This window comes from Pedobacter cryoconitis, assembly GCF_001590605.1.
GTDB classification, from domain to species: Bacteria; Bacteroidota; Bacteroidia; order Sphingobacteriales; family Sphingobacteriaceae; genus Pedobacter; species Pedobacter cryoconitis_A.
Genome location: NZ_CP014504.1, coordinates 4115573 through 4128304 on the forward strand (window position 1 = coordinate 4115573; position 12732 = coordinate 4128304).

The 12732-nt window shown below is 38.9% G+C and carries 12 protein-coding genes; 8 read left to right on the top strand and 4 right to left on the bottom strand.

Translation table 11 applies throughout. From position 1 onward, the window contains the following. Positions 1-108 precede the first annotated feature (108 nt). From mreC to rodA, 4 genes are read left to right on the top strand one after another with little or no spacing between them, the layout of a single operon-like run. Positions 109-948, top strand: a complete 840-nt coding sequence (mreC, locus tag AY601_RS17080) for a rod shape-determining protein MreC (protein WP_068403233.1) — start codon at positions 109-111, stop codon at positions 946-948. Further along, entirely contained in the window at positions 938-1453 is a 516-nt protein-coding gene (locus AY601_RS17085) for a rod shape-determining protein MreD (RefSeq protein ID WP_068403235.1), read from the top strand. Before mreC ends, AY601_RS17085 begins: the two co-directional genes overlap by 11 nt. Next, a complete protein-coding gene (gene mrdA / locus AY601_RS17090; protein WP_068403237.1) occupies positions 1453-3390 on the top strand; it encodes a penicillin-binding protein 2 in 1938 nt (645 codons plus the stop codon). The genes AY601_RS17085 and mrdA overlap by 1 nt, the downstream gene beginning before the upstream one ends. A gap of 4 nt (positions 3391-3394) precedes the next feature. Beyond that, complete coding sequence (gene rodA, locus AY601_RS17095; RefSeq protein WP_068403240.1) at positions 3395-4660, top strand: rod shape-determining protein RodA; 1266 nt, start codon at positions 3395-3397, stop codon at positions 4658-4660. Here the strand turns inward: rodA and AY601_RS17100 are convergent. Next, positions 4653-5861 (bottom strand): hypothetical protein, encoded by a 1209-nt coding sequence (locus tag AY601_RS17100; protein WP_157287983.1) that lies wholly within the window; start codon positions 5859-5861, stop codon positions 4653-4655. The genes rodA and AY601_RS17100 overlap by 8 nt on opposite strands. A 101-nt stretch (positions 5862-5962) precedes the next feature. Between AY601_RS17100 and AY601_RS17105 the strand changes: the two genes are divergently transcribed. After that, positions 5963-6538, top strand: a complete 576-nt coding sequence (locus tag AY601_RS17105) for a thymidine kinase (RefSeq protein ID WP_068403244.1) — start codon at positions 5963-5965, stop codon at positions 6536-6538. Between the two features lie 15 nt (positions 6539-6553). Here AY601_RS17105 and AY601_RS17110 read toward each other — a convergent pair whose 3' ends face one another. Further along, positions 6554-8080: a hypothetical protein gene (locus AY601_RS17110; RefSeq protein WP_068403247.1), complete on the bottom strand. Its 1527-nt coding sequence runs from the start codon at positions 8078-8080 to the stop codon at positions 6554-6556. A gap of 379 nt (positions 8081-8459) precedes the next feature. Between AY601_RS17110 and AY601_RS17115 the strand changes: the two genes are divergently transcribed. Further along, positions 8460-8726 carry a helix-turn-helix domain-containing protein gene (locus AY601_RS17115; protein WP_068403249.1) on the top strand — a complete coding sequence of 89 codons (267 nt, stop codon included), beginning with the start codon at positions 8460-8462 and terminating at the stop codon, positions 8724-8726. A gap of 49 nt (positions 8727-8775) precedes the next feature. Here AY601_RS17115 and AY601_RS17120 read toward each other — a convergent pair whose 3' ends face one another. Continuing rightward, positions 8776-9528, bottom strand: coding sequence for a hypothetical protein (locus AY601_RS17120; protein ID WP_157287985.1), 753 nt, complete (start codon positions 9526-9528; stop codon positions 8776-8778). 166 nt (positions 9529-9694) lie between these two features. After that, positions 9695-10447, bottom strand: coding sequence for a hypothetical protein (locus AY601_RS17125; RefSeq protein ID WP_068403253.1), 753 nt, complete (start codon positions 10445-10447; stop codon positions 9695-9697). A gap of 562 nt (positions 10448-11009) precedes the next feature. Here AY601_RS17125 and AY601_RS17130 point away from each other — a divergent pair. After that, positions 11010-11594: an RNA polymerase sigma factor gene (locus tag AY601_RS17130; protein ID WP_068403255.1), complete on the top strand. Its 585-nt coding sequence runs from the start codon at positions 11010-11012 to the stop codon at positions 11592-11594. Positions 11595-11657: 63 nt separating this feature from the next. Then, entirely contained in the window at positions 11658-12707 is a 1050-nt protein-coding gene (locus AY601_RS17135) for a FecR family protein (protein ID WP_068403257.1), read from the top strand. The last annotated feature ends 25 nt before the right edge of the window (positions 12708-12732 follow it).

Genomic DNA, 12732 nt, shown 5'->3' on the forward strand with positions numbered 1-12732 from the left:
ATTAATCATTACATACAGTATAAAAAAATGTGAGCCGCTTGTATAAAGCACTCACATTTTTATCATTAAATAAAATGAGGACTGTATTTCAATACAGAATGAAGAAATATGCGTAACCTTTGGATTTTCATAAATAGATACAACGCATTTTTTCTGTTTGTCATCTTTTTCACCATTGGCATCATCCTTACTGTTCAAAACAATGCTTACCAAAGAAGTGTAACGCTTAATTCTACTAATGAGGTTGTTGGACATGCCTATGATCGGCTTAATGTATTCAAAAAATACATGAACCTGGGCACCGTAAATGATAGCCTTGCCGTTGAAAATGCAAGACTTCATACTGCACTGCTTGCCCTTAAAAATATAGACAGCGCCAAAAATACACTGGTTAAAGATACCGCTACTCACGTGCAGTATACTTATCTGGCAGCCAGAGTGATCAAAAACTCTGTCACCCTGAGAAATAACGTCATTACGATTAATAAAGGGGCTTTAGACGGGATAGAAAGCGGGATGGCTGTCATCTCTGCCGGTAAAGGGGTAGTCGGGATTATCCGCGATGTATCGCCACACCTGGCTACGATAGAATCTTTGCTGAATAAAGACGCGAAAATCAGTGTCAGCATCAAATCAACAAAAGCATTAGGTTCACTGGTATGGGGTGACCGGAATTCTGATTACAGAACAGCGTTTATTAAAGACGTTCCCAACCACTTTAAAGTAAAACTAAAGGATACAGTCATCACTTCTGGTTTTGGCTCCTTCCCTCCTGGCATACAGGTAGGAACGATCAGTAACAGAGGGATCTCTACCGGAGATAATTTCCTGACTATACAGATTAACCTTTTTAATGATTTCAGCACTTTGCAATATGTGTATGTGATCAAAGATAAATTGGCAGAGGAAGAAAAAGCATTAGAATCAAAATTGCCGAATGAACAGTAGAATCATATTAATCAATATCTTAAGGTGGTTCATTCTGCTTTCCATACAGATTCTTTTGTTAAGGAACCTGAGTTTCTATGATCTGGCTACTCCTTTCACCTATATTTTGTTTTTACTGCTGCTACCTTTCGGTATTCCTAACCCTATTCTATATCTCATCGCTTTTGGGACAGGCTTAACACTGGATGCTTTCTACGATACCTTGGGTGTACATACTGCAGCCTGTGTAACGCTGGTCTTTGTGCGGATTCTGTTTATTTCTGTCACGGTAAGCCGCGAGAATTTTGACGAACCCGAACCAACTTTAGGTAACATGGGCTTTAAATGGTTTGGCTTATATGCTTTACTTTGTACCTTTTCGCACCACCTTGTGCTTTTCTTATTAGAAGCTTTTAAATTAACAGAACTCTCGTATACTTTGTTAAGATGCCTGCTTAGCGGTATCTTTACTTTATTTACTGTTATATTGATAGAATTTATCTTCTATAATAGAAAAATGCGCTAATGGAGAATCTTTTCAACCGAAAATATATTATACAAGGTCTGTTTATAGTAGTTGCACTTATTTTATTAGGGCAGCTTTTTTATATACAAGTAGCCAGTGACCGCTATTTTTTATCCGCAAACAGTAATGTATTGCGGAAAAAATATACTTTCCCTGCTCGTGGGGTCATTACAGACCGGAACAATAAAGTATTGGTTCAAAATGAACCGGTATATGATCTGATGGTCACCCCCAGCCTGGTTAAACCCTTTGATACGCTTGCTTTATGCAGGATTATTGGTATTGATATGGCTGGATTTCATAAAAGGTTTAATAAGGCCAGAAACCAATCTAAATACCAGCGTTCTGTATTTGAGAAACAATTATCTGTACAAACCTATGCTGCTTTACAAGAGAGACTCTCCCGGTTTATTGGGTTTGAAACACAAAACAGAACAGTAAGGCATTATCCTGACAGTGTGGCCGGACAATTTTTTGGCTATGTAAAAGAGGTTTCAGACAAAGATATTGAGGAAAGTGACGGCTATTACCGTCCGGGTGATTATATCGGGAAATCGGGTGTAGAACGTCAATATAATGATGTACTCCGCGGAGAACGTGGTGTAGAGAATACGATTTATAATGCCAGGAATGTCCCTCAGGGAAGTTATCTGAATGGTAAATTTGATACACTGGCCATTTCCGGAGAAACATTAGTGTCTTCACTGGACATTGATATTCAGAAGTTAGGAGAACAATTGCTGAAAAATAAGGTGGGAAGTATCGTAGCAATTGAGCCGAGTACTGGTGAAGTGCTGGCTTTTGTCAGCAGCCCTACTTACGACCCCAACCTGATGGTAGGCAGGCAGCAGGGCAATAATTATATGGATATTTTCCGTTCACCTAACAGACCTTTTTTAGTCAGGCCGCTTTCAGGTTATTACTCTCCGGGTTCTTCTTTTAAACCACTCGATGATTTAATTGCGCTGCAGGAAGGTGTAATTGATCCGAATACGACTTTTAACTGTCCTGGGGGCTATTGGGCAGGAAATCACTTTGTAAGTTGCGAACACGTAGATGGGAATATCTCCCTTCGTAAAGGATTGGCAAGATCTTGTAATACTTATGCTTGTTATGTATTTCAAAAGCTGATGACGCAAAAGAAGTACAAAAATAAAATTGAGGCTTATGATTCCTGGTCTGCAAAAGTGCGTAAGTTTGGTCTGGGTTCCAAACTCGATCTGGATATGCCTTTTGAACGTAAAGGACGGATATTTACTTCAGAAGAATATACCAAAAGATTTGGTAAACATTGGGGATATACGACTGTAATCTCCTTGGCAATTGGACAGGGTGAGATGAGTGCTACACCTTTACAGATGGCTAATATCATGGCGATCATTGCGAACCGCGGCTATTATATCAAGCCTCACCTGGTTAAAGGTATCGGAGAAAAGAAGGATGTAAAAAAAGAATACCTGGTTAAAAATTCTGTAGATATTGATGCAGCACACTTCGAACCGGTTATTGATGGGATGCAAGACGCAGTTAATGCATCTTATGGTACAGCGCGGGCTTCAGCGATCCCAAACATTCTTTTCTGTGGAAAGACCGGTACGGTACAGAATCCGCATGGAAAAAATCACTCTGTGTTTGTTGGTTTTGCTCCGCGTGATAATCCAAAAATAGCCATTGCCGTAATTGTAGAGAATGCGGGTTTTGGTGGGGTTTATGCAGCGCCTATCGCCAGTTATATCACAGAAAAATATTTAACAGGCAAGATTTCTGGGGGAAGATTAGCGCAGTCAGAGGCGATGAAGAAACTTGTAGTTTTACCTGACGTACCTAAACCGAAAATTAAATGGGCCCCTAAGGGTGCAGATTCTGCTGCTAAACCGGTGGCATTGCCTGCTTCACCAGAAAATAAAATTGTAAGTACTCAAACAACTATTAACTAAGCAAATGACTACGCAACAAGGCAGCCGCTTTTTCTTCAATGTAGATTGGATCACCATTTTGATTTACACGGCCTTATGTACTATTGGCTTCGTTAATATTTATGCTTCCCTTTATAATCCTGAAACGTCTACATTCTTTAACTTTAGCAGTAACTACGGGAAACAATTAATTTATATCATCACAGGCTTAATGCTGGGATTCTCTATCCTGCTGCTTGATGCCAAATTCTTCAGTGTATTTTCACCCGTAGTTTATGGGATTACGATGTTACTGTTGATGGCCGTGCTGGTTGTTGGCCGTAAAGTGGCAGGTAACCAGGCCTGGATTCCTCTGGGTGCTTTCAGGTTGCAACCTTCTGAGCTGGCTAAATTCGGAACTGCCTTGCTCATTGCCAGATATGTCGGGAATTTCAACCCCAAGTTTACTGATGTCAAATCTATTTTCTTTGCGGGCCTGATTATAGGCTTTCCGTTATTCCTGATTATGCTTCAGCCAGATACGGGCTCTGCATTGGTATTTCTTGCCTTTATGTTTCCTTTGTACAGGGAAGGCCTATCAGGTTATTTCCTGTTGATTTTTCTCGGGATGATCGTGCTGTTTATTGCCGATTTTCTGGTCCCTTCTTATATCCTGATCCCAATCATAGCTGTGGTGGGAGGTTTCTTTATTTATCAGAACAGACGAAAACAGAAGATGATGTTTTCGATGATCCTGACCACGATTGTAGCCATTGCTTATTTATTTCTGGTTAAGGTTGCTTATGAAAAGGTTCTGGAGCCACATCAGCGTACACGGATTGAAATCATGCTCGGTCTTAAAACAGACCCTAAAGGAGCTGGTTATAATGTGATCCAGTCCAAGATCGCCATTGGAGCGGGACAACTAACCGGAAGAGGTTTTCTGGAGGGCACACAAACTAAATATGGCTATGTGCCTGAACAAAGTACTGACTTTATCTTCTCAACAATTGGAGAGGAATGGGGATTTATGGGTTGTGCTGTAGTTATCGGATTGTATATATTTTTACTGCTCAGAGTAATCAACCTGGCAGAAAGGCAGCGCTCTACCTTTTCCAGGGTCTATGGGTATTGTGTAGCCAGCATTATTTTCTTCCACGTTTTTATAAATATAGGGATGACTATTGGTATCATCCCGGTAATCGGTATTCCATTGCCATTTATCAGCTATGGCGGGTCATCGTTATGGAGTTTTACCGTATTACTTTTTATCTTCCTGAAACTGGATTCCAATAGAATGGGCTTTATTTAACAGTAAAGCGCTGGTTTAACAATTCATAAAACTGATCCACTGTTTCTTGTTTCGATGCCCAGTTATTCTTCACTGCATAACTGCTTTGTAAAAATTCGTCCGCGCTTTTAAAATCAGGCATTTTGTTAACCAGATCTATCGCTTCTGCATAGGCAAGGTTATAACCATTAAACAAATCTTTGATGTAACGCATCTTATCATTCAGACTGATGGCTTGTTTCAGGTCTTTAATCTGTACTCTGCTGCTCCCAGAATTAATATTCCTGGCACTGGTATTACCAGACAGGATATCATTTAATGTAGGCTTTGCTATAGGCTTTTCAGGCTCAATTGCTGCCTGGTTTTGCACAGGTGAGAATAATTCTTCCTGAACAGGCTTAGTTTCAAATGTAAAAATTGGTTCTTTAACTGGCTCCGGTTTATCAACTGAAACTGGTTCTTCTATAACCTCTTCTTTGATATGCTCAATAATAGGAACTGGTTCTTCTTTAACAGGTTCTATAACAGGTACAGGCTCTTCTTTTACCGGCTCTTTTACAGGAATAATCTCTTCTTCCGGCTCAGGTTCTGGCTTAGGTACTATTTCGGCAGCAGCCTGTACAACTTCTTCTTCCTTCACCTCCTGATGAAAAACTGGCTCTGCCTCAACTTCCTCTACCTCAGGCGCCAGGAAAGGTTCTGAGACCAGGAATGGCTCAGGCCCTACCTCATCATCTTCTGGCAACTGTATCCCCAGACTATCCATTTCCCTGAGCTTTTGTTTCTGTGCAATAATCAGCTCTTCTTCCTTGCTCAATGGCCTGTCAAATATGGCATCAACTGATTTTTCTTCGAACTCGAATTTATCGGTAGATGGCTTCTCATTTAAGATGAACTCAAAATTCGAAGGTTCGTTATCCAGTTTAAAAATATCATCATCCAGTCTGGGCCTGGCAGGCAGAATTTCATGCGTAGAAGAAAAATCTTCTGCAGGCACCTCTTTTTTGATTTCGGCAGCGCCGGACAATATCCGGGGGGCAGTACCGCTATTTATTTTCTTAATAATATGGACATGGTCAGACAAGAAACTGGCATTTGCCAGGAAAAGTTCAAGCTCCAATTCATTGAGTTCACGGGGATTTTGAGCAAGATATTGGTACTGGTCATTTAACTCATTAAGTATCTGCCCTATCTTTTTGAATATGTCCTCCTGGTTCATCATAGTTGTATAACGTAAGAATTGGTAATTTATGTTGATAACTAAACACTCAAAAGTACTACAAAATTTCGATATTCGCCGGTCATTACACCCCAGAATACAGCATGTTATTTAGCGAACAAAATTACAGCAGAGGAGAATATGGCGGCAGCATTGAAGTAATTTGCGGCTCCATGTTTTCAGGCAAAACGGAAGAACTGATCAGAAGATTAAAGCGCGCAGAGATTGCTAAACTAAAAGTAGAGATCTATAAACCTGCAACAGACACCCGTTACGATGAAACCGCAGTCGTATCCCATAATTACAACTCTATTGAAGCTACTCCTGTAGCACACTCTTCTGCAATCCTATTGCTGAAATCTGACACACAGGTTGTTGGCATTGATGAGGCGCAATTTTTTGATGATGAATTACCTGAGGTTTGTAATAAACTTGCGAATAAAGGGATCAGGGTAATTGTAGCTGGTCTGGATATGGATTTCAGTGGTCAGCCTTTCGGCCCCGTTCCTGCCTTAATGGCCATCGCAGAATTGGTTACAAAGGTAAATGCAGTCTGCGTAAGATGCGGAAGCCCCGCCATGTACTCTTTTCGCAGGGTAGCCAGCGACGCTAAAATCCTGCTCGGAGAAAAAGAAAGTTACGAGCCAAGATGCAGAGCTTGTTTCCATGCAAGAGATTAACCTAAATTTCCAGGCTTAGCGAGCAAGATGCGGTTTCACCAGGTAGATATCCCCGTCTTTGAAACTATATTGCTTCAGTACGTCTGCTCTTTTTCGCAAAGCAGCCAGATTGAGCAGATCAGGATCATTTATGGAGTGGAACCAGATCACATATACAGCATCCCTGGAAAAGAAATCTTTAATATCCTCGTCCTCAATCCAATGTGGCAGTGAGGCAGCTCTTAAACCACCGTTAAAGTATACTGCTTCTGCCGCATTAGCGTATAACTTATGTTCAGGTTTAAAAACTGAAGCATGCTTTCTGAGGAATGCGGCAGTCTGAGACTTTTTCCAGGAGTCGTCTGTATAACCGGAAATACCGTATTCACTGACTTCCTGGTACATCCCATAAAGCTTAACAAGCTCATTGGCCTGAAAAGCTATCAGCACAACGCCTGTACAGCCTAAAGCTATGCGGCGCTTTACCACAGGAAGCCCGATCATTGCTTTTGGTATCCAGCAAGTTAGTGTAATCAGCATTGGAATAAATACTGGAGATATAAACCTGTTATTTATTTGCTCAAAATGTGAAAGCGTCGAAATTCCGATAATAAAAACGGTATAGACTATAAAAAATGCAGCAAAGCAGTTCTCTGCAGTGGTATAAGCTATAGCAAGCCAGGCCCGCTTCAAATATATTGCACAAACTATCATGAACAGGACAATAGCCGTAATCATATAGGAACCTGGGTGCGTATCCAGCGCAGGGAGCCACCAGCAAATCACCTTCCCATAATAGAAAATATTATCTCCTAAAGAGGTAATCCCGGATTCCCTGGGCCCGGTAAGCGATTCTGCCACTATGGTATTGCGGACCAGATTGGCGACCAGCAAAGTGATAGAAAGAAAACCGAATAAGAAACAGTGCAGTATTTTTTTCTTCCATTCCAGCGAACGGTCAAAGACCATCAGCATTAAACCGGTTGCAATAACTGTAATACCTGCATATCTGGTTACACAGGTTATTGCAGCAATGAATGCACAAAAGAGTAAGGCAACTATTGAACGCGTCCTTAAATAGCCTCTAAAGGCTATCAGGAACAAAATTGACAGCAGAATAAATAATGTTTCAGACCAAAACATGCCATAAACATCAAATAGTGATGGGCTGATGGCAATAGACAAGAGTATCACGATTTTATAAATACGGTTTTTCTCCTGAAATGACTCCATCAGGTTACCGGTACAAAAAATGACCAGTGCAAAAAGCAAAGCATTCAACCAGGGGCCCGCAGCAACCGGGTCAATTCCGGAAAGGAAAGCTGCTACACTTAAAAATAAAGGATAAAATACAGGAAAGTCAATTATTGGATTTAAATTGTAATCCAGTAAAGCTCCATATTCAGGGATATTTCTGGCGACACTTACATAAACAATAGAGTCGGGTGAGATTCCAATTCCACCATGTCCGGTATAAATCAAGAGCAGGATAAAGCCAAGCAGCGCAACAAGAAGGCTATCCAGATTTTTAAAAGCTGATAAACCAGCCAGGATCTTATTCATTTAAATAGAGTAAAGCTTTTTTGTAACAAATATAGTGAGAAACGATCAGATATTGTTTTTTTGTATGTGATTAGGCGGCCGGATTAATTATTCTGGAAAAATTTGTAATAATTAGCGGATATTATACAGTTAAAGTTTTTTTCTGTATCTTATCCTCTGTTATTTTACATCACCAGCTGCCTGTTTAGAACTTAAATTGTTTTAGAAAAATTAATCTCCTATGTGCTTAATAATAAGGGTTTACAAATTTTGAAATAGATTAAATTAGGCAACATTATATTGTCAGATTTCAATAATTTAACTTATAAAATAGAAACACGTCATATTTACACTTATTTATGTAAATTATAAATGGGAATATAAATTACTTAGTTGGCAAATGGAAGGAAAGGTAAAACTAGATCTTATTGAACAGCATGTGGTTGATTTCGTCAGAAAATTAAGAGCTGATAAGAAATTAAGACAGGAAGATATTGCCTACATTATTGGGGTTAAAGCATCTTTCATTGGCAACGTGGAAAACAGTGGAAATCCGGCTAAATACAATTTGAAACACATCAATGTATTTGCTGATCATTTCGGATTGTCGCCCAGAGATTTTCTGCCATCTACAGCGCTGCTCGAGAAAAAAGACAAAAAAGTATAGTCCGTCAGTTGAAAGGTTTGATACGTCTCCAAAGATTTTATTAAACCTTTCAATTGATGTTTTTCCGCAAAGAGTTATACCATTCTTTATAGAACGCTCTGTAAACAGCAATACGTTTGTCCAGGTTTTCTTCTTTCTTTAGCCGGTCATCGAGCAGAAGTAACTTTTCGCCATACCGCTTATGAATTTCCTGGTGAATGGGTATGCTGTTCTTTTTGTCGCCAAGGCTTAGCCGAATCATCCCAAAAAGTGACATACAAGAATTCGTTTCCACAAATTCTATCAGATTTATCGCCCTTTCATTGGCCATAGAAATATTATTCATGAAATATTGCAAGACCTGGACTGCTTTAACACCATTCATCCTGCACAGCAGATTAAAATCAAAAGTCAGCGCTAAAGATTGGTCATCATCCAGTGGAAAGTTTCGGGGATAGTTAACCAGCGGTGACATATCAATCTCCCATTCTCTCATCAGGTTAAAACTTTCTTTCATCTTATCGACCGTTGTCAGGTATGGATTCTCATTCAGCTCGCCCAGCATTAAAATATATTTCAGGGATATCCGTTTTACCTTCCTGTCTGTAACTGCTTTTACCTCTGCATTTACCTCTTTTTTACAATCAATTACGATACTCGTGGCCCATAAGGATACCGCTTCCATTTCACCCCCGTTAAACGCATAAAAAGACACCCTGTTTACAAAGTATTGTAAGACATCTTCTAGTTTAAGATTGTTGATGGCACAGGCCACCCTGAAATCTTCAGTGTAGGCTAACGTATCCAGTCCTTTTGAGTCCATATTATTTATTTTATTTTCCTCACAGGCATAAAGATGTCCATGACTCAAGAGTTTTAATTTTGCTGATTTGCTGCGCCGCACAATTGTTCCCTTGTGAGCAGTCAAAGATGTAACTCACTTGTTCCCTGTTCATACAGCCCATCAAGGGAGGAATAACCGGGTTTGATTAATTGATGTTTTGATTTAGTGCATTATACCACGCTAGATAAAATTTATTATAATTTCTTACTTTGTTTTCAAGATTACTTTCCCCCTCTTGCTTTTCGTCCAGTTTCTGTAATTGAGCGGCGTATTTTTTATACAGGTCCTGCTGAGGCAATATTTTGTTTCTGAAACTTTCATGGTTACTGCTCAGCAGCAATAAGAAAGCTGTACTGGGATCAGTCTTAACGACCTGATGAAGATTTAAAGCCCGCTCTCTTGCTAGAGATACCTGGTTGATAAAATACTGAAGCAGCTCTTGTATTTTGGTGCCGTTCATCCTGCACACTAAATTAAAGTCAAATGTAAGCTCAAGCAAGTAACCATCACTGGTTTGTATCTCCAGTTCATAATCTGTAATAGGAAGCATTGCTAAAGACCATTCTTTCATTAAGGAAGCAATCTTGTAATGCGCTATGATTTTGTAAGTTCCACTGCTCATATTTAATGCAGTCAGTTTCTTGATGTATTTTAAACAAATTTCTTGTATTCTATGGTCATTTACTGGCTGCGGTTGCCCGCCATGCACTTCTTTAAAATCAATACATGCAGTCGTAGCCCAGAAGTACATCGGATCCATATTACCACCTATGAATGCATAAAAAGAGACATAACTAATAAAATACTGCAGCAACTCCTCAGGCTTCAGGTTATTTATTTTACAGGCAATTTTAAATTCCTGAGTATAATTGAGTTTAATTTGTCTTTTTGTCTCCATCTTTCTTGTTCATTATGATTTAAACATAAAAACAGGTTTCTTTCTTCCAGGAAGATGAAACTTTATTCGGTCTGCAAAAACCTTCAAAATAGCCTTTTTAAGTTCAAAGGGTAACTTTAACCTCTAAAATAATATTTTTGATTAAAAACACAGAAACTTAGGATATGTTTTTTTCAAATCAAAATATTTTTAACTCTAATTGACAAAAAATTTCCTTAAAAATGTTATTGGATTTCAGCCAATTGTTAAATGATTTTGACAATATTATTTATACTTTGAATTTTCCAGGAAATACCAGCAGTTGATAACTTGTTATTGTTTAGGACATTATTACTGATTAAATTACTAACTTAAGGCCTTGATAATTAAGATTAATTGCTTTTATGGGACGTCTGCTTAGATTAATGCCCAAAACAGCGTTTTTTAAGCATAAAGACAATCATTTTTGCTATTTCTTAATATATTTAGAATAATTTTTAGCAAAAACCGTTAAACAAACACACCAACAGGTGTTTAAGCCAATCAAATGTTTAATTAAATTTTATTGCCAGGTATAATTTAAATGAAATATAAAAGTCTCTCTGATAATTCGTTGGTAGATCTGTTAAAAGATAGCGATGGGCTGGCTTTTAAAGAAATCTATACGCGGTATTGGATGGGGATTTACAAAGCGGCTTATGTCAAGGTATACCATAAAGAATTAGCAGAAGAACTGACGCAGAATCTCTTTGCAGATCTTTGGAGGAGAAGAGAAAGTATTGCGGTTAACGCGCTGGACTGCTATTTATTCGGAAGCCTGAAATACAGTATTATTAATCATTACAAATCGCAGCTGGTTAAAGAAAAGTATCAGGACCATGTGAATGGCCAGCAATCCCCTATTACCAGCAGCACCGAAGATCTCGTGCTGGTCAATGATCTTTCTAAAGCGCTGAACCAGGGAATTGCACTCCTGCCAAAAAAGACAGGGGAAGTATTTAAATTAAGCAGGATTGATAACCGTTCTACCAAAGAGATTTCCCAGCAGTTGAATATTTCAGAAAAAGCAGTGGAATACCACATTACACAATCGCTGAAAAGTATGCGCTTTCATTTAAAGGAGTACCTGTTTTTATTACTCACTTTCGTTTTCTTTCATAAAATTTAAATTTCTTTTATTTTTCTTTAGGGATAGGGCCACTTAAATGTACATATAGTTTAAAGGCACCAAATGAAAAGACAAGCCCTTCATTCATTATTAGAAAAATACCTGGAGAACAAATGTTCTCAGGATGAGTTAATCGTGATTGAAAAATTGTATGGTATGCTGGACCGGGATGACCTGGAAGAGATTTATCCCGATGAGTTACAAACACTTGAACAAAAACTATGGGACAGAATTAACCTGGAAACAGGTAGCAGTGACCAAACTCATCTTTCAACTCCGCATCCGGGCCTTTTAAAACGTATGCCGATGCTAACCTGGTTTGCTGCTGCTGCGCTCGTTGCATTTACCTTAATTACTGGTTATTTATTTCTGAACAATCATCAGGATCCGCAATTTTTAAAGTTCCAGGCGCTAACCAGTATCCTGGAAAAGAAAAACAATACTTCTGCCCCGCTGCGAATCAATCTGGAAGATGGTAGCGTTGTAATCCTGCAACCTTCTTCTTCTTTGACTTATCCAGCGCATTTTTCAGCAAAGACCCGGGAAGTATCTTTAAAGGGAGAAGGCTATTTTCTGATCAGTAAGAACCCACACAGACCTTTCTTTGTCTATAATAAAAATGTAATTACCAGGGTAGTTGGAACCAGTTTCATTATCAAGTCCAATCCGGCTACTGAGGAAACACAGGTGATTGTAAAAACCGGAAAAGTAATGGTTTGCCTCAATAAGGATCAGCATTTAAATCTTAAACATCTTTTTAATCAGCATAAAAAAGTAATCCTGACACCAAATCAAAAGACAACTTATAAAAAGGATGATGATGATTTTGAAACGACTCTGGTGGCCGATCCTCTGCCTATCCTGCCAGCGGGGAGTCAAAGTAAGTCCAAAGCGGCCTATGTCTTTGAAGAAGCTCCGTTAACAGCGGTACTGAATCAATTACAGACTACCTATGGGATTGCATTCATCATTGAAGACCAGGAGCTTTACAACAATACGTTTACAGGAGATATTTCCAGGCAGAATTTATATCAGAAGCTAGACCTGCTGTGCCATACCATAAAGGCACATTATGAAATATCAGGGACCAAAATAATTATTAAAACAAAATAACCGATCAATTAACCTAACCAAAAAT